We start from the raw sequence: 23532 nt of genomic DNA on the forward strand, positions 1-23532 counted from the left end.
GTGCGGCCCCGACCGCGGCGCCCGACACGCCGAAGGAAGTTGCTTGCACGCTGCACACAACAGTCGTACATTCATTGCTTGTGACATCCATCGACACGTCGAGCGCGCCAGCCCGCACGCCGGCCGCCGAGCAGCTGGTGGAGGAGTTCGGCTCGCTGATGCGGGTCCTGCACCTCTACAAGGCGCAGTCGGCGATGCGCTCGGCGCACTCTCTCCTCTTCCCGGTGGCCCTTCACGGGCCGCTGCGCACCACGGCGCTGGCCGAGCTCGTCCACGCCGACCCCTCCACCACCAGCCGGCAGGTCGCCGAGCTCGTCGCCGAGGGCCTGGTCGAGCGCCAGGACGACCCGGCCGACCGCCGCGCCTGCCTGCTCGCCGCCACGGCCGCCGGCCGGGCCACCGTCTCGGCGATGCGCGCTCAGCGCGCCCAGCTCCTCGCGCAGGCCCTCTCCGACTGGGCGCCCGAGGAGATCACGGCCTTCACGGCCGACCTCCGCCGCTTCCGTGAGGCGCTCGCCGCCTCCGCACTCCCCTCCCTGCCCACTCCGCAGACCCCGCAGGAGCAGTGATGTCTTCCACCGCAGCGGCACCGCCCGCCGCCAGCGCCCCCGAGGGCGCCTTCACCCACCGCCAGATCATGACGATCCTGTCCGGCCTGCTGCTGGGCATGTTCCTCGCGGCACTCGACCAGACGGTCGTCTCCACCGCCATCCGCACCATCGCGGACGACCTCCAGGGCTACTCCCTGCAGGCGTGGGCCACCACGGCCTTCCTCATCACCTCGACGATCACCACGCCGCTGTACGGCAAGCTCTCCGACACCTACGGGCGCAAGCCGTTCTACCTGTTCGCCATCGGCGTCTTCATCATCGGCTCCGTGGCCTGCGCCTTCGCCTGGTCGATGTACTCCCTGGCCGCGTTCCGCGCCCTGCAGGGCATCGGCGCCGGCGGCCTCATGAGCCTGGCGTTCGCCATCCTCGGCGACATCGTGCCCCCGCGGGAGCGGTCCCGGTACCAGGCGTTCTTCATGGCCGTCTTCGGCTCCTCCAGCGTCCTGGGCCCGGTCCTCGGCGGACTGTTCGCCGGGCAGGAGCAGCTCCTCGGCATGGCCGGTTGGCGCTGGATCTTCTTCATCAACGTGCCGTTCGGCGTCGCCGCGTTCGCCGTCGTGATGCGCTACCTGCACATCCCGCACGTGCGCCGCGACCACCGCATCGACTGGTGGGGCGCCGCCGCTCTCATCCTCGCCCTGGTGCCGATGCTCATCGTCGCCGAGCAGGGCCGTGAGTGGGGCTGGGGCTCCACCGACGCCATCACCTGCTACGTCCTCGCCGTGGTCGGCATCGCCGCGTTCATCGTGGCCGAGCGGGTCATGGGCGACGCCGCGCTCCTGCCGCCGCGCATGTTCCGCGAGCGCACCTTCTCCGTCGGCATCGTGTCCAGCTTCATCGTGGGCATGGGCATGTTCGGCGGGATGCTCCTGCTGCCGCAGTACCTGCAGGTGGTCAAGGGCTCCTCGCCCACCGTCGCCGGCCTGCAGACCCTGCCGCTGATGCTCGGCATCATGAGCGCCGCCGCAGTCTCGGGCCGCATCACCAGCAAGACCGGGCGCTACAAGATCTTCCCCGTCGTCGGCACGGCAGTGCTCGCCGTCGCCCTGGTCCTGTTCTCCCTCGTCGGCGCCGACACCCCGCTCGCGGTAACCATGGCGATCATGCTGCTGTTCGGCATGGGCCTGGGCCTGAACATGCAGTCGGTGATCCTCGCCGTGCAGAACGCCGTGAGCCCCCGTGACATGGGGGTGGCCACCTCGTCGGTGACGTTCTTCCGGCAGATGGGCGGCACGCTGGGCGCCGCGGTGTTCCTGTCGCTGCTCTTCAGCCTCATGCTCGGCCGCATCGCCACCGCGTTCACCGAGGCGCAGGGCACCCCGGAGTTCCAGCAGGCGCTCGCCGCCAACCCCGACCAGGCCCAGACCCTTGCCGGTGTCACCTCCGGCGGCGGGTCACTCAACGACACGTCGTTCCTCAACGGCCTCGACGCCACCCTGGCCCACCCGTTCCGGGTCGGCTTCTCCTCCGCGATGGACTCGATCTTCCTGCTCGCCGCGGCCATCATGGTCATCGGCTTCGTGGTGACGATCTTCCTGCCCGAGAAGCCCCTGCGGAACACCGCCGGTGTCCAGGCCCGCGCCGAGGAGGACGCCGCCCCGGCAGCCGCCGGCGGTCCCGCGGCCGGCGTCGCCGCCTCCGCCCCGACGTCCACCACCCCCGTGGTGGAGGACGACGACGACGAGCGGGTCGGCGCCTCCCGCTGACGCCCGGCGCACCACCCGCCCGCCCTGCCGTTCCGCGCGGGTGATCATGCAGAAGACCCGCACCTCGAGCGCTCGAGGTGCGGGTCTTCTGCATGATTAACGGGCGCAGTCCGGTCACGGCGCACTCCGGTCACGGGGCAGTCCGGTCAGTGCGCAGTCCGGTCACGGGGCGGGCAGCGCCACGCCGTCCCACCGCGCTCCGAGGCCGCGCAGCACCACCCGTCGTCCCTCGCCCTCGTCCGCCGTCGAGGGTCGCTCCAGCTCGACGACGAGCCGGTCGGCGGCCAGCTGCTCCACCAGTCCCGCGCCCCACTCGACGACGGTGACCGACTCCTCCAGTGAGGCGTCCAGGTCGAGGTCGTCGACCTCGTCGGCCGAGCCGAGGCGGTAGGCGTCCACGTGCACCATGGCGGGGCCGCCGACCAGCGAGGGATGCACCCGGGAGATGACGAACGTCGGCGACGTCACCGGGCCGCGCACGCCCAGACCGTCGCCCAGGCCCTGCGCCAGCGTGGTCTTGCCCGCCCCGAGGTCCCCTACGAGCACGACGAGGTCTCCCGCGCGCAGGAGCCCGGCGAGGGCGCGCCCCAGCGCGTGCATGTCCTCGGTGGTCGGTACCGACACCACCGACTGCGCTGACGGCACCTGATCCACGTCGTTCACCGCTGTCCCCTCTCCAGCTCGGCGGTCACGCTGGCCTCGGCGAAGGCGCTGACCTCGGCGGCCTCTGCTGCCTCGACGGCCCCGACGGCCTGCTGCACGCCGGCCGTGCCGGTGTACCGGCGCGGCAACCGCGCCGACATCCGCGCCAGCACCTCGTAGCCGATGGTGCCGCACGCATGCGCCCAGTCCTCAGCGGTGGGGCCGCCCAGGGCGCCGTCACCGAAGAGCTCCACGAGGTCACCCGCGGCGGCCCGGTCGGCCCCCGGTAACCCGCCGAGGTCCACGACGAACTGGTCCATGCACACCCGCCCCGCCACCGTGGTGCGGCCCCCGGCCACCACCACGGGCCCGACGCCGCTGGCGGCCCGCGGCACGCCGTCGGCGTAGCCCAGCGGCACCAGGCCCAGTCGGGTCGGACGGTCGGTGGTGTAGGTGTGGCCGTAGGAGACCCCCTGCCCCGCGCCGACGTCCTTGACGAGCGCCAGGCGCGTCCGCACGGACATCGCCGGGCGCAGGCCCAGCAGCTCGGACGTGCCGACCTCGGGCCCGGGGGACAGGCCGTAGACGGCGATCCCGGGCCGCACGAGGTCGAAGTGGGTCTCCGGGGCGGTGAGGAGCGCGGCCGAGTTGGCGAGGTGCCGCAGCGAGAACGTCGCTCCCAGCCCCTCGGCGACGGCGAGCGCCTCGGTGAAGGCGCCGCGCTGCCGCGTCGTGCAGGGGTCGGCGGGCTCGTCGGAGCGCGCGAGGTGCGACCAGGCTCCGACGAGGTCCGCCAGGCCCTCCGCGCGAGCCACCAGGGCGGCGCGGACCGCGCCCGGCCAGTCCTGGGGCGCTGCGCCCCCACGGCCCATCCCCGTCTCCACCTCCAGGTGCAGCCGCACGGGCCGCCCGGTCGCGCGGGCGGCGTCCGCGAGGATCTCCACCGCCTGCTGCGAGGAGGCCGACAGGTTGATCCCGGCGGCCACGGCCGACGCGACGTCCTGCCCGGGTGCCCACAGCCAGCACAGCACGGGCGCGGTCACGCCCGCCGCGCGCAGCGCGAGGGCCTCTGCGAGCTGCGCCACCCCCAGCCACGTCGCGCCGCCCGCGAGCGCAGCACGGGCCGCGGGCACCAGGCCGTGGCCGTAGGCATCGGCCTTGACCACCGCCATGACCGCGGCCGGCGCGGCGCGCTCGACGAGCAGCGCCGTGTTGGCGGCGATGGCGTCGAGGTCCACCACCACCTGACCGGTCCAGGTCGGGGCGAACAGGTCCTCGCGCGGGTCCCCGCGCAGATCCCCCTGCAGATCCCCGCGCAGATCTTCGCGTGAGGCGTCGGTCATGAGGGCCACTCCCGTCGGGTGAGCAGGTGCGCGACGACCCCGGGCACCGCCTGGGCCACCGCCTCGGCATGCAGCGGGCCGCCCGCGCTGGCGGCCGCGGCGGCGCGTCCGTGAACGGCGGTGGCCAGGGCGCCGGCGTCGAACGGCGCGAGCCCGGCCGCCAGGAGGGTCCCCGCGATGCCGGCGAGGACGTCACCGGCTCCGGCGGTGCCGAGCCAGCCGGGTCCGTCGGTCTGGGCGCGCACGCGCCCGCCGGGGGTGACGACCAGCGTGGTGGAGCCCTTGAGCAGGACGACGGCGCCGGTCGCGCGGGCCGCGGCGCGCGCGTGCTCCAAGGGGCGCTGTTCGACGGCGGCGCGTTCCACGGGCTCACCGTCGGCCTCGACACCGAGATCGGTGAGCAACCGGGCCAGCTCGCCGGCGTGCGGCGTGAGCAGCACCGCGCTGCGCCGGGGGTCCAGCGGCCCGCGCCCGCGCACGCGCGCCGCGAGGCCGGGCAGGGCGCCGGCATCGAGCAGGCTCGGCACGCCGTCGTCCGCCGCCGCGGCGAGCGCCCGGGTCACCGGTGCCGCCTGGGCATCGTCGTCCGGATCCACTCCGGAGCCGACGGCCCACGCCTGGACGCGGCCCGGACCCGGCACCACCTCGGGCAGCCGCTGGCGCACGAGGTCGGTCGGCCGCGGCGGGCCGACGTAGCGGACCATCCCCGCTCCCGCGAGCACGGCGGCCGTGGTGCACAGCAGGGCGGCGCCGGTGTACGTGTCTCCCCCTGCGACGACGCCGAGAACGCCGCGGGAGTACTTGTCGTCGTCGGGGCCTGGCACGGGCCACAGCAGCGCGGCCTGCTCGGGATCGAGCTCCTCGACGGCGGCAGGTCCCAGCACGGCGGGGTCGAGCCCGATGTCGACGACGACGATGCGCCCGGCCGCGCGCGCCGCGGGCGGCAGGAGCAGCGCGGGCTTGGCGGTGCCGACGGTCACGGTGAGGTCGGCGTGCACGCACGCGGGACGCCCGGAGGGGTCGCGGGGCAGGTCGCCACTGTCCGCGGCGACGCCGCTGGGGACGTCGACGGCGACGACCAGCGCGCTGGGGGGCACGGCCGCGACCAGCGCCGCCGCGGCCGGCGGTAGCCCGGGGCGGCCGCCGATGCCCAGCAGTCCGTCGACGACGACGTCAGCGGCCGACAGCACCGAAGGTGCGGCCAGCGCTGCCCGGGTGGGGCCCGCGTCGTCGTCGTCCAGCACCCTCCCCCCGGCGGCGCGCAGGGCGGCCAGCCCCCCGGCGTGTGCGCGCGAACCGGACAGGAGGGCCACCACCTGCGCGCCGCCGGCGGCCAGTCGGGCGCCCGCGTGCAGGGCGTCACCCCCGTTGCTGCCCGACCCCACGAGCAGCACCACGCGCGCGCCGTAGAGCCTTCCGCGCCGCCGCCGCACCTCTGAGGCCACCACCGCGGCGATGCCCGCGGCCGCACGGAGCATGAGCGGGCCGTCCTGCCCGGCCGGGCGCGCCGCCAGGTCGGGGTCGGCGGCCTGTTCGGCGCGCCGGACGGCCTCGACGGCGTGCGCTGCGGTCACAGGGGCCCAGCCTGCCCCAGTCCCTCGGCGACGACGACGGCGGAGGCCACGCCCGCGTCGTGGGTCAGCGAGACGTGCCAGGAGGTGACCCCGAGCGCCGCCGCAGCGGCAGCCACGGTCCCGGAGACGCGCAGCACGGGGCGCCCCGACGGTGACTTCTCCACCTCTGCGTCGTGCCAGGCCAGACCCTGCGGCGCCCCGAGGGCCTTGGCCACGGCCTCCTTCGCGGCGAACCGGGCCGCGAGCGACTCCAGGGGCAGGTCGCGCTCGGCGGGAGTGAACAGCCTCGTCCGCAGCGCGGGCGTGCGCTCCAGCGTGCGCCCGAACCGCTCCACCCCGACGACGTCGATGCCCACGCCGACGATCACGCCTCGACCACCAGCTCGACCGCCAGCTCGACCGCCAGCTCGACCGCCAGCTCGACCGCCAGCTCGACCGCCAGTGCGTCCACCGGCCGGCTCACTCGACGGTGACGGACTTGGCGAGGTTGCGCGGCTGGTCGACGTCCAGGCCCTTGGCGCTGGCGACCTCCATGGCGAAGACCTGCAGCGGCACCACCGTCACCAGCGGGGCCATGAGCGTGGGCACCCTCGGCACGCGGATGACGACGTCGGCGGAGCCGAGCACCGCGTCGTCGCCGTCCTCTGCGATGACGATGGTGCGGGCGCCGCGCGCCCGGACCTCTTGCGCGTTGGAGACCACCTTGGCGTGCAGGGAGTCGCGACTGTCCGGCGAGGGCACGATGACGAACACCGGCTGGCCGTCCTCCACGAGCGCGATCGGGCCGTGCTTGAGCTCGCCCGCGGCGAAGCCCTCCGCGTGCAGGTAGGCCAGCTCCTTGAGCTTGAGCGCACCCTCGAGGGCCACCGGGAAGCCGACGTGGCGCCCCAGGAAGAGCACCGACTTCGCGTCCGCCAGCTCGCGGGCAAGCTTGCGCACGTCCTCGGTGCGGTCGAGCACGGTCTGCACGGCCTCGGGCATCTGGTGCAACTGCCGCAGGACGCCTCGCACCTCGTCCGCGAACATGTTGCCGCGCAGCTGCGCCAGGTACAGACCCAGCAGGTAGCAGGCGGTGATCTGCGCGAGGAAGGCCTTGGTGGAGGCCACGGCCACCTCCGGCCCGGCGTGCGTGTAGAGCGCCGCGTCGGCCTCGCGAGGGATGGTCGAGCCCTGCGTGTTGCAGATGGCGAGCACCTTGGCGCCCTGCTCGCGGGCGTGGCGGACCGCCATGACGACGTCCATCGACTCCCCCGACTGGGAGATGGCGACGACGAGCGTGCGCTCGGTGAGCACGGGGTCGCGGTAGCGGAACTCGCTGGCGAGTTCCACCTCCACCGGGATCCGGCACCAGTGCTCGACGGCGTACTTGGCCACGTGACCGGCGTAGGCGGACGTACCGCACGCAATGACGATGATCTTGTCGGTGCGGCGCAGCACGGCGGTGTCCATGCGCAGCTCGTCGAGGATCAGCGCGCCGCTCGCGTCGGTACGCCCGAGCAGCGTGTCGGCCACGGCCTTCGGCTGCTCGTGGATCTCCTTGTCCATGAACCACTGGTAGCCGCCCTTCTCGGCGGCCGCGGCGTCCCAGTCGACGGTGAAGGCGCGGGGCGTCACCGCAGCGCCGTCGAAGTCCGTGACCTCGACGCTGCTTGCCGTGATCGTCACCACCTGGTCCTGGCCGAGCTCGAGGGCCCGGCGGGTGCGGCCGATGAAGGCCGCGACGTCGGAGCCGAGGTAGTTGGCGCCCTCGCCCAGGCCCACCACGAGCGGGGAGTTGCGGCGAGCGCCGACCACAGTGCCGGGAGCGTCGACGTGGACGGCGAGCAGCGTGAACGCACCCTCGAGCTCGCGGCACACCTGCCGCATCGCCGAGGCCAGGTCGACGGGGCCGCCGCTGGAGCCGTCCATCGCGCGGCCGAGCAGGTGCGCCACCACCTCGGTGTCCGTCTGCGACGTGAACGGCACGCCCTGCTCGAGCAGCTCCGCCTTGAGCACCGCGTAGTTCTCGATGATGCCGTTGTGGATGACCGCCAGGCGGCCGTCGGCGCTCGTGTGCGGGTGGGCGTTGGCGTCGGTGGGGCCGCCGTGCGTGGCCCAGCGCGTGTGGCCGATCGCGGCGCCCGCGTCCGGCACCGGCTCGGCCTCGAGGGCCTCCTCGAGGCGCGCCAGGCGGCCGGCGCGCTTGGCCACCCGCAGCTCGTGGGTGCCCTGCTCGCTGACCTGATCGCTGACCTGATCGCTGCTGCCGAGACTGCTCTCGGGCCTGCCCTCGGACTCGACGACGACGGCGACGCCCGCGCTGTCGTAGCCGCGGTACTCCAGCCGCCTCAGGCCCTCCAGGACCACCGCGACGGCCTCGCCGCCGTTGGAGGCGTCGGGCCGAGCCGTCGGGCGAGGACCTGCGTAGCCCACGATGCCGCACATGTCCGGAAGGCTACGGCTCCCGCGGCAGGCATGATGGCGACCCGTGGAACCCGCCCCGCCGCGTACCGGCCCGCCGACGGGCTCGCTGGCCGCGGGACGCTCCGCGGCGTCGCCCTTCGTCGACCTCGACCGGGCGTCCTGGAGCCGCCTGCGCGCCTCGACGCCGATGAACCTCACGGCCTCCGACCTGGAGCGGGTGCGGGGCCTGGGCGAGCGCATCGACCTGCGGGAGGTCGAGGAGGTCTACCTGCCGCTGTCGCGGTTGCTCAACCTCTACGCGGCGGGGGCGGCGCGCATGCACGCGGTGACCTCGACGTTCCTGGGAGACGCCTCGAGCACCGCCCCCCGGCCGCGCACGCCGTTCGTCATCGGCGTCGCCGGCTCGGTGGCGGTCGGCAAGTCGACGGTGTCGCGTCTCCTGCGCGAGCTGCTCTCGCACTGGTCCGACACCCCGCGCGTGGAGCTGGTCACCACCGACGGCTTCCTCATGCCCAACGCTGAACTGGAACGGCGTGGTCTGCTGGGCCGCAAGGGCTTCCCGGAGTCCTACGACCGGCGCGCGCTGCTGCGCTTCGTCACGGCCGTGAAATCCGGCGCGCCGGAGGTGCGCGCGCCGCTGTACTCCCACCTCGTCTACGACATCGTGCCCGGCGCGGAGGTGGTGGTCCGCTCCCCCGACGTCCTCATCGTCGAAGGGCTCAACGTCTTGCAGCCGGCCCGTCCCCGCAGCGACGGGCGCACGGGCCTGGCGGTGAGCGACTTCTTCGACGTCTCGCTCTACGTCGACGCCCGCACCGAGGATGTCGCCACCTGGTACGAGGAGCGCTTCCTGCGGCTGCGCCGGACGGCCTTCTCGCGCCCGGAGTCCTACTTCCGGCGCTACGCGGACCTGTCCGACGAGGAAGCGCGGGCCCGGGCCCGCTCGATCTGGACCAGCATCAACGAACCGAACCTCGTCGAGAACGTGCTGCCCACGCGCGGGCGCGCCACCATCGTGCTCCGCAAGGCCGCAGACCACGCCGTGACGCGCGTGCGGCTGCGCAAACTGTGAGGCCCCGTGATCTGTGAAGTTCGGGTGACCTGTGAAGTTCGGGTGACCTGTGAAGTCCGGTGACGGTGACGGCGGGCCCCCACACACGTCGTGGCGGCTGCTCGCGCTCGTGGCGTTCGGCGGTGCGCTGGGGGCTCCGGCGCGCTGGGCGCTCGCGCTGAACCTGCAGGGCGCCTCCTCGGGGTGGCCGACCGCCACGTTCCTCACCAACCTCGCGGGGGCGTTCGCGCTGGGTCTCGTGGTGGAGGCGCTGGCGCGGCTCGGACCGGACACCGGCGCACGTCGAGGGACCCGCCTAGCTGTCGGTACCGGATTCCTCGGCGCTTTCACGACGTACAGCAGCTTCGCGTTGGAGGTCGACGGCTACCTGCGCGCCGGGAACGTCGCGCTCGGTGCGGGGTATGCCGCCGCGACCGTGGCGGGCGGGCTCGCGGCCGCGGCCGCGGGGGTCGCGGTGGGCTCGCTGGTCCGCCGGACCGGCGCGGCTGGCGGTGGGCGCCGGTGAGCGGCTCATGAACGGGACAGCGCTGCTCCTGGTGGTCCTGGGAGGCATCGTCGGAGCTCCCGCGCGCTTCCTCGTCGACGGCGCCATCACGTCCCGGTTGCGCCGTCGCGCCTCTCCCGCGGCTCAGGGCCCCAGCGCTGTGGTCCCGCCAGGGACCCTCGTGGTCAACCTGCTGGGCGCCTTCGTGCTCGGGGTGCTCGCCGGCCTGGCCCCACCCGGTGCGTCGACGTCCCAGGGCCCGCTGTGGCTCGTCGCGGGGGCGACGGGCTTCTGCGGGTCCTTCACGACGTTCAGCAGCGCCGTCCTCGAGGCGGTGCGGCTCGCGCAGGCCGGACGCTGGGGTGCCGCGGCGACGACGACGGCAGCGCACCTGATCGGCAGCCTGGCGGCCCTCGCCGCAGGTCTCACCGCGGGACTCGCGCTCGGTTGACGACTGACCCGTCGGAGGGGGCCGTCAGAGGGCGAGGTGCTCCTGCACGACGGCCGCGAGCCGGTCTGCCACCGCCCGGGCCTGCGTCTCCTCAGCGGCCTCGACCATGACCCTCACGAGGGGCTCCGTGCCGGAGGGGCGCAGCAGCACCCGCCCGGTGTCGCCCAGCTCTGCGGAGGCCTCGGCCACCGCTGCCGCCACGTGGGGGTCGGTGGACGCGCGCGCCTTGTCGACCCGCGGCACGTTGACGAGCACCTGGGGCAGCCGCTGCACCACGGAGGCGACCTCCGCGAGCGGCTGGCCGAGCTCGGCGACCCGCGCGAGCAGGTGCAGAGCGGTCAGGACGCCGTCCCCGGTGGTCTGGTGGTCCAGCATCACCACGTGGCCGGACTGCTCCCCACCGAGGACGTAGCCGTGCTCGCGCATCGCCTCGAGCACGTACCGGTCGCCCACGGCGGTCTGGACCACCTCGACGCCTGCGGCGCGCATGGCGAGCAGCAGCCCGAGGTTGCTCATGACGGTCGCGACGAGCACCGATCCCGGCAGCTGACCACGGCTGGCGAGGGCAAGGGCGAGCACGCCCATGATCTGGTCTCCGTCGACCACGGCGCCGGTCGCGTCGACGGCGAGGCACCGGTCGGCGTCTCCGTCGAAGGCGATCCCGGCATCAGCGCCGTGCTCGAGCACCGCGCGCTGTAGGGGCTCGAGGTGCGTCGACCCCACACCGTCGTTGGTGTTGAGGCCGTCCGGGGAGGCCCCGATGACGACGACGTCGGCCCCGGCGCGGCGCAGGGCCTCCGGCCCGACGCTCCAGGCGGCTCCATGGGCGCAGTCGACGACGACGCGCAGCCCGTCCAGCCGGTGCGGGAGCGTGGAGAGCAGGTGCTCCACGTACTGCCCGCCGGCGCCGACGTCGGAGGTCACCCGTCCGACGTCGGCGCCCGTGGGGCGCGCCCACGGCTCACGCAGGCGCGCCTCGATGGCGTCCTCCACCTCGTCGGGCAGCTTGTGGCCGCCGCGGGCGAAGAACTTGATGCCGTTGTCCGGCATCGGGTTGTGGGAGGCGGACAGGACCACCCCGAGGTCGGCGCCGGTGGCCGTCACGACGTGGGCGATCCCCGGCGTCGGCAGGACCCCCACGTCGGAGACGTCCACGCCGGCGCTGGCGAGCCCGGCGACGACCGCCGCGGAGAGGAACTCTCCCGACGCCCGCGGGTCCCGGCCCACGACGGCGCGCGGACGGTGCCCGCTGAAGACGCCGGCGTCACCGAGAACGTGCGCCGCAGCGACCGAGAGGTCGAGGGCGAGTTCCGCTGTGACGTCGACGTTCGCGAGACCGCGCACGCCGTCGGTGCCGAAGTAGCGACCCATGTGTCAGCCTCTGCTTCTCGTGCTGCGGGGAAGGCGCAGCCCGATGAGCAGGGTCAGCGCTTGCTGTACTGAGGAGCCTTGCGGGCCTTCTTGAGGCCGGCCTTCTTGCGCTCCTTGATCCTCGCGTCGCGGCTGAGGAAGCCGGCCTTCTTGAGGGAGGGGCGGTTGGCTTCGACGTCGATGCCGTTGAGCGCACGGGCGATGCCCAGGCGCAGCGCACCGGCCTGGCCGGAGACGCCGCCGCCGTCGATGCGGGCGATGACGTCGAAGCGGCCCTCGACCTCGGTGACGCGGAAGGGCTCGTTCACCATCTGCTGGTGGACCTTGTTCGGGAAGTACGACTCAAGGTCGCGCCCGTTGATGGTCCACTGCCCGGAGCCCGGCACGAGGCGGACACGAGCGACGGCCTCCTTGCGGCGACCCGTGGCGCCGCCGGGGGCGGTGATGCTGGCACCGCCACCGGCAGGGCCGGTGCTGGTGGTGGAGTAGCTGCTCAGCTCCTCCTCGTCGTAGCCGTCCTCGAGGGGGGCGTCGACGGGAGCGGTGTCGGTGCTCAACGGAAGTCCTCCTGCGCGCTTACTGCGCGACCTGGGTCAGGGTGTACGGCGTGGGCTTCTGGGCGGCGTGGGGGTGCTCAGGGCCCGCGTAGACCTTGAGCTTGCCGAGGACCTCGCGACCCAGGGAGTTCTTGGGGATCATGCCGCGCACGGCGCGCTCGATGGCGCGCTCGGGGTCGCGGGCGAGGAGGTCGGTGTACCGCTCCGACTTCAGACCGCCCGGGTAGCCGGAGTGGCGGTAGACCCGCTTCTGCTCCGACTTGCTGCCCGTGAGGACCACCTTGTCGGCGTTGATGATGATGACGAAGTCACCGGTGTCGACGTGCGGCGCGAACACGGGCTTGTGCTTGCCGCGCAGCAGACGCGCGGTCTGGCTGGCCAGACGGCCCAGGACGACGTCCGAGGCGTCGATGACGTGCCAGGCGCGGTCGACTTCGCCGGGCTTGGGGGTGTACGTGCGCACGCTCGGACCTTCGCTCTGTGGACAGTGGTTCAGGGGGTGGTGCTGGGTACTGCTCGGGGGTGCTGTTCGACGACCTGTGCCGCAGGTGTGCCCACCGTTCACGGCGACGTCGAACGCACGACGGCCAGCAGACTACTCGGCGTCGCGGCGGCAGGTCAAAACGCGGGCTCGCTGGCAGGCCAGCCCCCGGTCAGCCCCCGGTCAGTCCCCGGTCAGCCGCGGTCGGGGCCGTCGGGCACGACGTGCACCGCGGCTTCCTCGGCGGAGGCAGCTCCCCCGTCGATGCCCGCGTCACTCGCCACGGCACTCTTCTCGCGGTCCTCCGAGGCGCCCTGGTCGGGCTCCACGAGCCGCCCGGCGCGCAGGTCGCCAACCTCGTCGTCGAGCAGTTCCCCGTCGAGGTCGCCGTCCGCCGGTTGGTCGGCCGGTAGGTCGCCGTCGTCGGCGGAGCCGTCCAGCACCAGGGAGGCCGACGGGTCGGGCTCCTCTTCCGCCAGGCGCTCCTCGAGGGATTCCCCGGCCAGCTCCTCGTCGGCGGTGAGGCCGTAGCGCCCGACGTGGACCTCGCGCTCGCGCGGGGAGTGGCCCTCGTCCAGCAGCTCGCTGGCGTAGGCGTCGTCCTCGGTGTCCGCCATCGCGGTCACGGGGTCCTGCTCGGGCGCGGCGCCGGGGGTACTCATGCCTCCCGAGGCTGCCACGGGCTGTCTCGTCCGGCCCGTCGAGAGGTGCCGAGGCGGCGACCTACCCCGGGAACTGCGGGAGCCGGTCGAGGGGCCCTTCGCACCCGGCGACGTCGCGGCGCGAACGCGCCTGGGCGGCACGCTCGGCCAGCCGCTCGGGCGCCGGGTAGTCGACCTGCTCCAGCACCAGCCCGTGCGCCGGGGCGACGGTGACGCCCGGGTCGCGGCGAGCAGCGGCGAGCACCTGCGCCGGCCAGCCGACAGGGCGGCGGCCGGATCCCACTGCCAGTGCCGCGCCCACGAGTGCACGGACCATCGAGTGGCAGAACGCGTCGGCCACCACCTCGGCGACGAGCAGCCCCCCCTCCCCGGCCGGTGCCTGCGGCTCGACCCGGCGCCACCGGTACCGCAGCAGCGTGCGCGTGGTCGTGGCGCCCTCCCGGGGACGGCAGAACGCGGCGAAGTCGCGGAGGCCTTCCAGGGCGGCGCTGGCCTCGTCCATCGCCGCCGCGTCCAGCCTGCCGCGGGCGGCGCCGGCGCGGCGGGCGTCGACGACGTCGCGCCGCCGCAGCGGGTCCACCGGGGCGGCCGCGTCGCTCAGCCGGTAGGCGTAGTGGCGCCGCAGGGCCGCGAAGCGGGCGTCGAAGCCAGGCGGGGCCTCGGAGGCACCGACGACGACGACGTCGGGCGGCAGGACGCCCGCCAGGCGCGTGACGAGGGCCTCCCCGGGGCTGCGCTGTGAACGCCCCGGAACGGCCTCCCAGGCGTCCCTGGGGACGTCGACGTGCACCACCTGGCCGCGGGCATGGACCCCTGCGTCGGTGCGCCCGGCCACGACGGTCTGCGGGGGGCCCGGCAGCCGTACCACGCGCGCCAGAGCCGCCTCCAGCTCTCCCTGCACGGTCCGCAGCCCGGGCTGGCGCGCCCACCCGGCGAAGTCGGTGCCGTCGTAGCCGAGGTCGAGGCGGATCCGTACCGGGGCCCTCGCGGAGCCCCCTCCGGGCACACTCGGAGCATCGCTCACGTCGTCCACGACTCGACCTTGCCATGAGGACGATGCCGGCCACGAAGACGACGAGGGCCCCCGCACCTTCCGGTGCAGGGGCCCTCGGGGAGCGGGGAGGCTCAGGCCTTGGGGGCCTCGGCGGAGCCGGCAGCGTCGTCCACCTGGGACTCGGCGGGGGTGACCGCAGTCGTCTCGCCCGCCTCGGCGGCCGGAGCGGCCTGTGCGGTCGGCTCGGTGGTCGACTCAGCGACCTCCTCCGAGGACGCCTCGGCCGCGGGAGCGGGCTGGTTGCCGCGCGCGGAGCGTGCGGTGGCGGCCTCGGCCTCGCGCACCGTGGCGGCACGCGCGGTCAGCGGCTCCATCACGAGCTCGATGACGGCCATGGGGGCCTTGTCGCCCTTGCGCGGGCCGATCTTGGTGATGCGCGTGTAGCCGCCGGGCCGCTCGGCCATGGCCGGGCCGATCTCGGTGAACAGGGCGTGCACGACGCCCTTGTCCTTGACCGTCGAGAGCACGCGACGGCGAGCCGCCAGGTCACCGCGCTTCGCGAAGGTCACCAGGCGCTCGGCCAGGGGGCGCAGGCGCTTGGCCTTGGCCTCCGTGGTCGTGATGCTGCGGTGCTCGAACAGCTGAGTGGCCAGGCCGGCGAGCAGCAGGCGCTCGTGCGCCGGGCCGCTGCCGAGCCGCGGACCCTTGGTGGGGGTGGGCATCTCGTCTCCAGTGATCGTCAGTCGTGCGTCGGTGCTGCCGCGCCTTCCGGACACCGCACCCAGGTGGGCCCGATGTCCGGAAGGCGCTCAGTAGGTCAGAACTGCTGGGGTCCTCAGTACTGCTCGGTCTCGGCGAACGCGGAGTCGTCGTCCGCGCCGTAGCTGTCGACCGCGAGCCCGGGGTCGAACCCGGGCGGGCTGTCCTTGAGCTGCAGGCCCATGCCCTGCAGCTTGACCTTGACCTCGTCGATGGACTTCGCGCCGAAGTTGCGGATGTCCATGAGGTCTGCCTCGCTGCGCGCGGTGAGCTCACCCACGGTGTGGATGCCCTCGCGCTTGAGGCAGTTGTAGGAGCGGACCGTGAGCTCGAGCTCCTCGATCGGCAGCGCCAGGTCGGCCGCCAGGGCGGCGTCCGACGGCGACGGGCCGATGTCGATGCCCTCGGCCTCGACGTTGAGCTCGCGGGCCAGGCCGAAGAGCTCCATGAGGGTCTTACCGGCGCTGGCCATCGCGTCGCGCGGACGCGTGGACGGCTTGGTCTCGACGTCGACGACCAGGCGGTCGAAGTCGGTGCGCTGCTCGACGCGGGTCGCCTCGACCTTGTAGGTCACCTTGAGGACCGGCGAGTAGATCGAGTCGACCGGGATCCGGCCGATCTCGGCGTCGGCGTCCTTGTTCTGAGCCGCCGAGACGTAACCACGGCCGCGCTCGACGGTCAGCTCGACCTCGAGGCGGGCAGTCTCGTCCAGCGTGGCGAGCTCCAGCTCGGGGTTGTGCACCTCGACGCCGGCCGGCGGGGCGATGTCAGCCGCGGTCACGACGCCCGGGCCCTGCTTGCGCAGGTACATCACCACGGGCTCGTCGTGCTCGCTGGAGACGACGAGGCCCTTGATCCCGAGGATGAGCTCGGTCACGTCCTCCTTGACGCCCGGCACCGTGGAGAACTCGTGGAGCACGCCGTCGATGCGGATGCTCGTCACGGCCGCGCCCGGGATGGACGACAGCAGGGTGCGGCGCAGCGAGTTGCCGAGGGTGTAGCCGAATCCGGGCTCGAGCGGCTCGATGATGAACCGGGAGCGGTGCTCGGCGATCGGCTCCTCGAGGAGCGTGGGGCGCTGTGCGATGAGCACGGGTGGTTGCCTTCCTGCCGGGGGTCCGCCATATGACCCCGCGGCGCACGGTCACCCCGGGCGGCGTCGGTCTGCCGCTCGGGGGGTGGAGCTGGTGGAGCTGACCCGGTGGTGCCGGAGCACCACCGGGTCGGGGAAAGTCAGACGCGGCGACGCTTCGGGGGGCGCGTGCCGTTGTGGGGGACCGGGGTGACGTCGGAGATCTGCCCGACCTCGAGGCCGGTGGCCTGCAGCGAGCGGATCGCGGTCTCGCGGCCCGAGCCCGGGCCCTTGACGAAGACGTCGACCTTGCGCATGCCGTGCTCCTGGGCGCGGCGGGCGGCGGCCTCGGCGGCCATCTGCGCGGCGAAGGGGGTCGACTTGCGCGAGCCCTTGAAGCCGACCTGGCCGGCAGAGGCCCACGAGATCACAGCGCCCGAGGGGTCGGTGATCGAGACGATGGTGTTGTTGAAGGTGCTCTTGATGTGCGCCTGGCCGACGGTGACGTTCTTCCGCTCCTTGCGGCGCGGGCGGCGGGCGGCGCCGGCAGCGGCGCGACGGGTCTGGGGGGGCATGGCTGTTCTCCTGGGTCCGAGGGTCTCGTGTGCGGCGGGCCGCGGGGGCCGTGGGGCGGCTGGGCAGGCGCTGTGCTGGTCCCGTCGTCCGGGGGCAGGCGCCGCTCAGCCGCGCGTCACTTGCGCCCGGCCTTCTTCTTGCCGGCGACCGTGCGCTTCGGGCCCTTACGGGTACGCGCGTTGGTCTTGGTGCGCTGGCCGCGCACGGGCAGGCCGCGACGGTGCCGCAGGCCCTCGTAGGTGCCGATCTCCACCTTGCGGCGGATGTCGGCGGCGACCTCGCGGCGCAGGTCGCCCTCGACCCGGAAGTTCGCCTCGATGTACTCGCGCAGTGCGACCTGCTCGGGCTCGCCGAGGTCGCGGACGCGGACGTCGCCGCTGATACCGGTGGCCGCGAGCACCTCGTGCGCGCGGGTCCGGCCGATGCCGAAGATGTAGGTGAGCGCAACCTCGAGCCGCTTCTCGCGGGGGAGGTCGACGCCGACAATGCGTGCCACTGCTGTCCTGTCCGTCATCCGGAGGTCTGGGGCAGTCCCACCCCGCCGGGGTGGCGGGTCCCCGGCCTCCGGGCCGGGGGTGTCGGCCCGTGGTGGGCCGTGGACTGCTCTTCGTGCGGTGCGTGTGCGTGGAGCCGTGCTGCGTGGTGCTGACGGGTCATGTGACCCGGGTGGTGCTGGCTGCCCCCAGGGGGACCGGCCCGTGAGGCTCTGCTCAGCCCTGGCGCTGCTTGTGGCGCAGGTTCTCGCAGATGACCATCACGCGTCCGTGCCGGCGGATCACCTTGCACTTGTCGCAGATCTGCTTGACGCTCGGCTTGACCTTCATGATCGTCCTGTCGTGCGGGTGGCGGCTGCGGGGTCGAGCTGCTGACCGGTGGGTCAGCAGCTCACTTGTAGCGGTAGACGATGCGACCGCGGGAGAGGTCGTAGGGGCTGAGCTCCACGACCACGCGGTCCTCCGGGAGGATGCGGATGTAGTGCTGCCGCATCTTTCCCGAGATGTGCGCGAGCACCTTGTGGCCGTTCGAGAGCTCCACGCGGAACATGGCGTTCGGCAGAGCCTCGACCACCGCGCCCTCGATCTCGATGACGCCGTCCTTCTTGGGCATGTCCTCCGCTCACCGACCGGTGGCACTCTCGCGCCACCGGCCCTTGCAACTGGTCGTCGTCCGGCCGTGAGGGCCGGACGGGCTCCCAGCGGCGTCTACCGAGAGCGGCGGACGCACGGGAGCGACCCTCCATGCTAAGCCACGCCGGCACCCACGGTGAAATCGCCCCGAGCCAGACGAGTTTCAGACGAGCGGCGCCACCTCGACGCCGCGTGCCGCGAGCTCGGCCGCGCCGCCGTCCTCAGCCGTGAGGACCCAGGCCCCGCGCTCCCCCAGGGCCACCGTGTGCTCCCAGTGGGCGGCCGTGCTGCCATCTGTGGTGACCACGGTCCAGCCGTCCTCGAGGACGTCCGTGTCGGCCTCGCCGCGCACGAGCATGGGCTCTACGGCGACGCACAGCCCCGGACGCAGCTTCGGTCCGCGCGCGCGGCTGCGGTGGTTGAGGACCTCCGGCGCCTGGTGCATCGCCGTGCCGATGCCGTGGCCGACGTACCCGTCGACGATCCCGAGCGGCGCTCCCCCCGCAGCGGCGGTGCGCTCCACGAAGCCCTCCACCGCGTCACCGACCACGCCCAGCCGCTGCCGCGTCGCCAGGCCGCGCGCCAGGGCCGCGATGCCCTCCCACATCGCGCAGCGGGTCGTCTCGACGAGGGCCGCGTCAGCAGGGTCGTGGTCCTCTGGGTCGCCGACCAGGACCGAGAAGGCCGCGTCGCCGTGCCACCCATCGACGACGGCGCCGCAGTCGACGCTGAGCAGGTCGCCCGGGACGAGCGCGCGGTCACCGGGGATGCCGTGCACGACTTCAGCCCCCACCGAGGTGCACAGCGTGCGCGGGTAGCCGTGGTAGCCGAGGAACGAGGGCACGGCGCCGGCGTCGCGGATGACCGCAGCGGCCACGTCGTCCAGGTCGGCGGTGGTCACGCCCGGCCGCACGGCCGCGCGCACCGAAGCCAGCGCCTGTGCGACGACGAGCCCCGCACGCCGCATCACCAGCACCTGCTCGGGGCTCTTGTACTCGATCCGCTCGCGCCCGAGCACCGAAACGCTCCCGCCTCAGGCGCCGGCTGCGGCGGCGCCGCCAAGGCCGTCACCGGCGCTCAGGAGCGCGGTGACGATGCGCTGCTGCACGTCCTGGACGCTGCCAACGCCGTCCACGGTGACCAGCAGGCCCCGGGAGGCGTAGGCGGCGGCCAGGGGAGCGGTCTGCTCGGCGTAGACCTCGAGCCGGCGGCGGACGACGTCCTCGGTGTCGTCGCTGCGACCCTGCTCGCTGGCGCGCTTGAGGAGGCGGGCGACGACGATGTCGACGTCCGCGGTGATCTCCAGGACGGCGTCCAGGCCGGTGCCGTGCGCCGCGAGCACCTCGTCGAGGGTGCGCACCTGGGCGGTGGTCCGGGGGTAGCCGTCCAGGAGGAAGCCCGTGGCGGCGTCGGGCTCGGCGAGGCGGTCGGCGACCATCCGGTTGGTCAGCTCGTCGGGTACGTACTCGCCGGCGTCCATGTAGCGCTGTGCCTCGCGGCCCAGCGGGGTTCCGGCCGCCTTGTTGGCGCGAAAGATGTCACCGGTGGAGATGGCGGGGACGCCCAGACGCTGGGCCAGGAGCGCCGCCTGGGTGCCCTTGCCTGCGCCAGGCGGGCCGAGCAGGACGACACGCGAGGGCGCGGCGGTCGCGGGAGTGCGGACGTCAGAGCTGTTGGTCAACGGAGGAACCCCTCGTAGTGGCGCTGCTGGAGCTGGGACTCGATCTGCTTCACCGTCTCCAGCCCGACGCCGACGACGATGAGGATGGATGTACCACCGAAGGGGAAGTTCTGGTTGGCCCCGACCGCCACCAGGGCGACGAGGGGCACCAGCGCCACCAGCCCCAGGTAGAGAGCACCCGGCAGGGTGATGCGCGTCAGAACGTGGTCCAGGTACTCCGCCGTCGGGCGGCCGGCACGGACGCCGGGGATGAACCCGCCGACCCGCTTGATGTTGTCCGCGACCTCGTCCGGGTTGAACGTGATGGCCACATAGAAGTACGTGAAGAAGATGATGAGCAGTACGTACGCGACGATGTACGCCGGATGGTCGCCCCGCGTGAAGGTGTTGCGGATGAAGGTCACCCAGTCGGACGTGGGGTCACCGAACTGCGCCACCAGGCCCGGCAGGTACAGCAGCGACGACGCGAAGATGACCGGGATGACGCCGGCCATGTTGACCTTCATGGGGATGTAGGTGCTCGTCCCGCCGTACATGCGACGGCCGACCATGCGCTTGGCGTACTGCACCGGGATGCGGCGCTGGGACTGCTCGACGAAGACGACGGCGGCCACGATGAGCAGCCCGACGAGGATGACGATGGCCATCGTTCCCCAGCCCCGCTCGCGGCCGATGGCGAGGACGGAGGTCGGGAAGGTCGCAGCGACCGACGTGAAGATGAGCAGCGACATGCCGTTGCCGACGCCGCGTTCGGTCACCATCTCGCCCATCCACATGACCAGGCCCGTGCCTGCGGTCATCGTCAGCACCATGAGCAGGAGGATGACGACGGAGTCATCGGGGATGACCTGCGAGCAGGCGCCGGAGGACGAGGGGAAGAGGTTGCCGGAGCGGGCCACGGCCACGTAGGTGGTCGACTGGAGCACCGCCAGGGCGATTGTCAGGTATCGCGTGTACTGCGTGAGCTTGGCGGTGCCGGACTGCCCCTCCTTGTGGAGCTCCTCGAAGCGGGGGATGACCACGCGCAGCAGCTGGATGATGATGCTCGCGGTGATGTAGGGCATGATCCCGAGCGCGAAGACGCTCAGCTGCAGCAGCGCACCACCGCTGAAGAGGTTCACCAGACCCAGCAGGTCGCTCTGGGTGTCGAGCCCGTTGAGGCACTGCTGCACGTTGGTGTAGCTGACGCCCGGCGCCGGCACGAAGGACCCGAGGCGGAACACCGCCATGATCGCCAACGTGAAGACGATCTTGCGTCGTAGGTCGGGCGTCTTGAACGCCCGCACGAACGCACCTAGCACGTGTCCTCCTGGTCAGTCTCCGCCGGCACCCCGTCCGGGGCTCGGCTGCGAGCGCGGCTTCCCCGCGGGTCTCGCGGGGCGACGGGCGGCGCGGTCTCGGCGGCATGCGCCGAGCTCCGCTCATGAAAGCCCACCACCGGGCCCGCCCCGGAAACGTCCGGGTGCCGACCCCGCGAGGCTACCCGCCGTGGTGGGCGCCCGTGGCCGCTCACCGGGTCTGGGAGCTCTGGGCAAGGGGTGCCACCGGCCGGCACGGGCCTCAGCGGTCGAGCTCCGGTCACCGCCCCCCGGAAGCGGTGAGGGCCCGGACCTGCTGGTCCGGGCCCTCACGATGCCTCATCGCCCCCGACAGGGGACGCCTTGGGGCTGCCGCCCGGTCAGAGCCGGGTCGTGGTGCCGCCAGCGGCGGCGATCTTCGCCTCGGCCGAGGCCGAGAACGCGTGCGCGGTCACCTGGACCGGCACGCTGATGTCGCCGGTGCCGAGCACCTTGACGCGCTGGCCGGCGCGCACAGCACCAGCAGCCACCAGCTCGTCCACACCGACCTCGCCGCCCTGGGGGAACAGCTCGGAGATGCGGTCGAGGTTGACGACCTGCGACACGACCTTGGCGGGGTTCGTGAAGCCGCGCAGCTTGGGCAGGCGCATGTGCAGCGGCATCTGGCCACCCTCGAAGCGCGCCGACACCTGGTAACGGGCCTTCGTGCCCTTGGTGCCGCGGCCCGCGGTCTTGCCCTTGCTGGCCTCGCCACGACCCACGCGGGTCTTCGCGGTCTTCGCCCCCGGGGCGGGCCGCAGGTGGTGGACCTTCAGCGTGTGCTCAGTGGTCTCGTTGCTCATCGAGCCTCGACCTCCTCCACGGTCACGAGGTGGCGTACCGCGCGCAGCATGCCGAGCACCTCGGGACGGTCCTCACGGACGACCGACTGGCCGATCCGCTTCAGGCCGAGGGTGCGCAGCGTGTCGCGGTGGTTCTGCTTGCCACCGATCTCCGACTTGACCTGGGTCACCTTGAGCTGCGCCATCAGACGGCCGCCGCCCTGGCCCGCAGGAGGGCCGCCGGAGCGACCTCCTCGACCGTGAGGCCACGACGGGCCGCGACGGACTCGGGCTGCTCGAGGCCCTTCAGCGCGGCCACCGTGGCGTGCACGATGTTGATCGCGTTGGAGGATCCCAGGGACTTGCTCAGCACGTCGTGGATACCGGCGCACTCGAGCACGGCGCGCACCGGACCACCGGCGATGACACCGGTACCGGGGCTCGCCGGACGCAGCAGCACCACGCCAGCGGCCTCTTCACCCTGCACGGGGTGGGGGATGGTGCCCTGGATGCGGGGGACGCGGAAGAAGTTCTTCTTCGCCTCCTCCACGCCCTTGGCGATCGCCGCGGGCACCTCCTTGGCCTTGCCGTAGCCGACGCCGAGCGTGCCGTCGCCGTCGCCCACCACGACGAGCGCGGTGAAGCTGAAGCGGCGGCCGCCCTTGACGACCTTCGCGACGCGGTTGATGGTGACGACGCGCTCCAGGAACTGGCTGCGCTCGGCGTCGCCGCCGCGGCCGCCGCGGTCGTTACCGCCGCCGCGCCCGCCGCGGTCGTTACCGCCGCGCTGGCCGCGGTCGTTCCCCGGGCCGCCGGTCCCGCTGGGGGGGCCGCCGGCGCCCCTGCGCTGTGGTCCGGGCATCAGGCGTTCCTTCCGTTGTCCATGTTCGTACGGGTGCTCACAGGGCCAGACCGCCCTCGCGCGCGCCCTCGGCTACAGCGGCCACACGACCGTGGTAGCGGTTGCCGCCGCGGTCGAAGACCACGGCCTCGATACCGGCGGCCTTGGCGCGCTCGGCGACGATCTCGCCGACGCGACGGGCCTTGGCGGTCTTGTCGCCGTCGTGCCCGCGCAGGTCGGCCTCCATGGTGGAGGCCGACGCCAGGGTGCGGCCCACGCTGTCGTCCACGACCTGGACGGCGATGTGCCGCGCGGAGCGGATGACCACCAGGCGCGGGCGAGCCGCGGTGCCGGTGACCTTCTTGCGCACGCGCAGGTGGCGGCGGGCGCGGGCGGCAGAGCCCGTCTTGGCAGCTCCCTTGCGGAGCAGCTTCGTCCTACTGGCGAGAGCCATGACTACTTACCAGCCTTCCCGACCTTGCGCCGGACGACCTCGCCGGCGTAGCGCACGCCCTTGCCCTTGTACGGGTCAGGCTTGCGCAGCTTGCGGATGTTCGCGGCGACCTCGCCGACGCGCTGCTTGTCGATGCCCGCCACCGCGAAGCGGTTCGGGGCGGACACCGTGAGGGTGATGCCCTCCGGCGCCTTGACGAGCACGGGGTGGCTGAAGCCGAGGGCGAACTCCAGGTCGGAGCCGCGGGCCTGCACGCGGTACCCGGTACCCACGATCTCCATCTGCTTCTCGAAGCCCTGCGTCACGCCGGTGACCATGTTGGCCAGCAGCGTGCGGGTCAGCCCGTGCAGCGACTTGGAGAGGCGCTCGTCGTTCGGGCGGGTGACCGCCAGGGTGCCGTCCTCGCTGCGGTCAACCGACAGCGGTGCGGGCACGACGTGCGAGAGGGTCCCCTTGGGGCCCTTGACGGTGACGGTGCGGCCTTCGGCGCCGTCGATGGTGACGTCCACCCCGGCCGGCACGGCCACGGGGAGCCTTCCGATGCGCGACATG

Annotated in this window: 29 protein-coding genes; 5 read left to right on the forward strand and 24 right to left on the reverse strand. The window is 73.2% G+C overall.

From position 1 onward, the window contains the following. Positions 1-80 precede the first annotated feature (80 nt). Entirely contained in the window at positions 81-569 is a 489-nt protein-coding gene (locus tag BXY45_RS04205; RefSeq protein WP_211319220.1) for a MarR family winged helix-turn-helix transcriptional regulator, read from the forward strand. After that, positions 569-2317 (forward strand): MDR family MFS transporter, encoded by a 1749-nt coding sequence (locus BXY45_RS04210; RefSeq protein ID WP_109773055.1) that lies wholly within the window; start codon positions 569-571, stop codon positions 2315-2317. The genes BXY45_RS04205 and BXY45_RS04210 overlap by 1 nt, the downstream gene beginning before the upstream one ends. Positions 2318-2479: 162 nt before the next feature. Here the strand turns inward: BXY45_RS04210 and tsaE are convergent, their stop codons facing one another. The 5 genes from tsaE to glmS all read right to left on the reverse strand — a co-directional run bounded on the left by tsaE (position 2480) and on the right by glmS (position 8300). After that, positions 2480-2917 (reverse strand): tRNA (adenosine(37)-N6)-threonylcarbamoyltransferase complex ATPase subunit type 1 TsaE, encoded by a 438-nt coding sequence (gene tsaE / locus BXY45_RS04215; RefSeq protein WP_109773157.1) that lies wholly within the window; start codon positions 2915-2917, stop codon positions 2480-2482. Between the two features lie 59 nt (positions 2918-2976). Next, positions 2977-4302 carry an alanine racemase gene (gene alr, locus BXY45_RS04220; RefSeq protein WP_109773158.1) on the reverse strand — a complete coding sequence of 442 codons (1326 nt, stop codon included), beginning with the start codon at positions 4300-4302 and terminating at the stop codon, positions 2977-2979. Further along, on the reverse strand, positions 4299-5876 hold the full coding sequence (locus tag BXY45_RS04225) for a bifunctional ADP-dependent NAD(P)H-hydrate dehydratase/NAD(P)H-hydrate epimerase (RefSeq protein ID WP_109773056.1): 1578 nt from the start codon (positions 5874-5876) through the stop codon (positions 4299-4301). Before BXY45_RS04225 ends, alr begins: the two co-directional genes overlap by 4 nt. Continuing rightward, positions 5873-6244, reverse strand: a complete 372-nt coding sequence (locus BXY45_RS04230) for a holo-ACP synthase (protein ID WP_109773057.1) — start codon at positions 6242-6244, stop codon at positions 5873-5875. The genes BXY45_RS04225 and BXY45_RS04230 overlap by 4 nt, the downstream gene beginning before the upstream one ends. A 91-nt stretch (positions 6245-6335) precedes the next feature. After that, positions 6336-8300, reverse strand: a complete 1965-nt coding sequence (gene glmS, locus BXY45_RS04235; protein WP_109773058.1) for a glutamine--fructose-6-phosphate transaminase (isomerizing) — start codon at positions 8298-8300, stop codon at positions 6336-6338. 43 nt (positions 8301-8343) lie between these two features. Here glmS and coaA point away from each other — a divergent pair, with 43 nt between their 5' ends. Genes coaA through BXY45_RS04250 form a run of 3 tightly spaced genes read left to right on the forward strand, consistent with a single transcriptional unit; the run spans position 8344 to position 10286 of the window. Next, positions 8344-9351 carry a type I pantothenate kinase gene (gene coaA, locus BXY45_RS04240; RefSeq protein WP_245961644.1) on the forward strand — a complete coding sequence of 336 codons (1008 nt, stop codon included), beginning with the start codon at positions 8344-8346 and terminating at the stop codon, positions 9349-9351. 49 nt (positions 9352-9400) lie between these two features. Further along, a complete protein-coding gene (locus BXY45_RS04245; RefSeq protein ID WP_109773059.1) occupies positions 9401-9856 on the forward strand; it encodes a fluoride efflux transporter FluC in 456 nt (151 codons plus the stop codon). A gap of 7 nt (positions 9857-9863) precedes the next feature. Then, a complete protein-coding gene (locus BXY45_RS04250; RefSeq protein WP_109773160.1) occupies positions 9864-10286 on the forward strand; it encodes a fluoride efflux transporter FluC in 423 nt (140 codons plus the stop codon). A gap of 24 nt (positions 10287-10310) precedes the next feature. Here the strand turns inward: BXY45_RS04250 and glmM are convergent, their stop codons facing one another. The 19 genes from glmM to rplF all read right to left on the reverse strand — a co-directional run bounded on the left by glmM (position 10311) and on the right by rplF (position 23531). Continuing rightward, the gene (gene glmM, locus BXY45_RS04255) at positions 10311-11657 is read right to left on the reverse strand and encodes a phosphoglucosamine mutase (RefSeq protein ID WP_109773060.1); all 1347 of its coding nucleotides are present in this window, start codon (positions 11655-11657) and stop codon (positions 10311-10313) included. A gap of 53 nt (positions 11658-11710) precedes the next feature. Then, positions 11711-12214 carry a 30S ribosomal protein S9 gene (gene rpsI / locus BXY45_RS04260; RefSeq protein ID WP_109773061.1) on the reverse strand — a complete coding sequence of 168 codons (504 nt, stop codon included), beginning with the start codon at positions 12212-12214 and terminating at the stop codon, positions 11711-11713. 19 nt (positions 12215-12233) lie between these two features. Continuing rightward, positions 12234-12677: a 50S ribosomal protein L13 gene (gene rplM, locus BXY45_RS04265; RefSeq protein ID WP_109773062.1), complete on the reverse strand. Its 444-nt coding sequence runs from the start codon at positions 12675-12677 to the stop codon at positions 12234-12236. 212 nt (positions 12678-12889) lie between these two features. Then, the gene (locus BXY45_RS04270; protein WP_109773161.1) at positions 12890-13357 is read right to left on the reverse strand and encodes a DUF5709 domain-containing protein; all 468 of its coding nucleotides are present in this window, start codon (positions 13355-13357) and stop codon (positions 12890-12892) included. Between the two features lie 61 nt (positions 13358-13418). After that, positions 13419-14390, reverse strand: coding sequence for a tRNA pseudouridine(38-40) synthase TruA (gene truA, locus BXY45_RS04275; RefSeq protein WP_245961645.1), 972 nt, complete (start codon positions 14388-14390; stop codon positions 13419-13421). Positions 14391-14482: 92 nt separating this feature from the next. Further along, positions 14483-15073 carry a 50S ribosomal protein L17 gene (gene rplQ, locus BXY45_RS04280; RefSeq protein WP_109773063.1) on the reverse strand — a complete coding sequence of 197 codons (591 nt, stop codon included), beginning with the start codon at positions 15071-15073 and terminating at the stop codon, positions 14483-14485. A 113-nt stretch (positions 15074-15186) separates the two neighbouring features. Beyond that, a complete protein-coding gene (locus tag BXY45_RS04285; RefSeq protein WP_109773064.1) occupies positions 15187-16203 on the reverse strand; it encodes a DNA-directed RNA polymerase subunit alpha in 1017 nt (338 codons plus the stop codon). A 140-nt stretch (positions 16204-16343) separates the two neighbouring features. Beyond that, on the reverse strand, positions 16344-16757 hold the full coding sequence (gene rpsK / locus BXY45_RS04290; protein ID WP_109773065.1) for a 30S ribosomal protein S11: 414 nt from the start codon (positions 16755-16757) through the stop codon (positions 16344-16346). Between the two features lie 116 nt (positions 16758-16873). Further along, positions 16874-17254, reverse strand: a complete 381-nt coding sequence (gene rpsM / locus BXY45_RS04295; RefSeq protein WP_109773066.1) for a 30S ribosomal protein S13 — start codon at positions 17252-17254, stop codon at positions 16874-16876. Positions 17255-17468: 214 nt separating this feature from the next. Continuing rightward, a complete protein-coding gene (gene rpmJ / locus BXY45_RS04300) occupies positions 17469-17582 on the reverse strand; it encodes a 50S ribosomal protein L36 (protein WP_109773067.1) in 114 nt (37 codons plus the stop codon). A 61-nt stretch (positions 17583-17643) separates the two neighbouring features. Then, the gene (infA, locus tag BXY45_RS04305) at positions 17644-17865 is read right to left on the reverse strand and encodes a translation initiation factor IF-1 (RefSeq protein WP_109773068.1); all 222 of its coding nucleotides are present in this window, start codon (positions 17863-17865) and stop codon (positions 17644-17646) included. A gap of 183 nt (positions 17866-18048) precedes the next feature. Then, positions 18049-18903, reverse strand: coding sequence for a type I methionyl aminopeptidase (map, locus tag BXY45_RS04310; protein ID WP_109773069.1), 855 nt, complete (start codon positions 18901-18903; stop codon positions 18049-18051). Positions 18904-18918: 15 nt separating this feature from the next. Next, positions 18919-19566, reverse strand: a complete 648-nt coding sequence (locus BXY45_RS04315; RefSeq protein WP_109773070.1) for an adenylate kinase — start codon at positions 19564-19566, stop codon at positions 18919-18921. Continuing rightward, a complete protein-coding gene (gene secY / locus BXY45_RS04320) occupies positions 19563-20867 on the reverse strand; it encodes a preprotein translocase subunit SecY (RefSeq protein ID WP_109773071.1) in 1305 nt (434 codons plus the stop codon). The genes BXY45_RS04315 and secY overlap by 4 nt, the downstream gene beginning before the upstream one ends. A gap of 377 nt (positions 20868-21244) precedes the next feature. Beyond that, positions 21245-21706 carry a 50S ribosomal protein L15 gene (gene rplO, locus BXY45_RS04325; protein WP_109773072.1) on the reverse strand — a complete coding sequence of 154 codons (462 nt, stop codon included), beginning with the start codon at positions 21704-21706 and terminating at the stop codon, positions 21245-21247. Beyond that, complete coding sequence (rpmD, locus tag BXY45_RS04330; protein ID WP_109773073.1) at positions 21703-21891, reverse strand: 50S ribosomal protein L30; 189 nt, start codon at positions 21889-21891, stop codon at positions 21703-21705. The genes rplO and rpmD overlap by 4 nt, the downstream gene beginning before the upstream one ends. Beyond that, positions 21891-22547 carry a 30S ribosomal protein S5 gene (gene rpsE / locus BXY45_RS04335; protein ID WP_109773074.1) on the reverse strand — a complete coding sequence of 219 codons (657 nt, stop codon included), beginning with the start codon at positions 22545-22547 and terminating at the stop codon, positions 21891-21893. The genes rpmD and rpsE overlap by 1 nt, the downstream gene beginning before the upstream one ends. A gap of 37 nt (positions 22548-22584) precedes the next feature. After that, positions 22585-22980 (reverse strand): 50S ribosomal protein L18, encoded by a 396-nt coding sequence (gene rplR, locus BXY45_RS04340; RefSeq protein ID WP_109773075.1) that lies wholly within the window; start codon positions 22978-22980, stop codon positions 22585-22587. Between the two features lie 2 nt (positions 22981-22982). Then, a complete protein-coding gene (gene rplF, locus BXY45_RS04345; RefSeq protein ID WP_109773076.1) occupies positions 22983-23531 on the reverse strand; it encodes a 50S ribosomal protein L6 in 549 nt (182 codons plus the stop codon). Position 23532: the final 1 nt, after the last annotated feature.

The organism is Quadrisphaera granulorum, from assembly GCF_003149145.1.
In the GTDB taxonomy this organism is placed as follows: domain Bacteria; phylum Actinomycetota; class Actinomycetes; order Actinomycetales; family Quadrisphaeraceae; genus Quadrisphaera; species Quadrisphaera granulorum.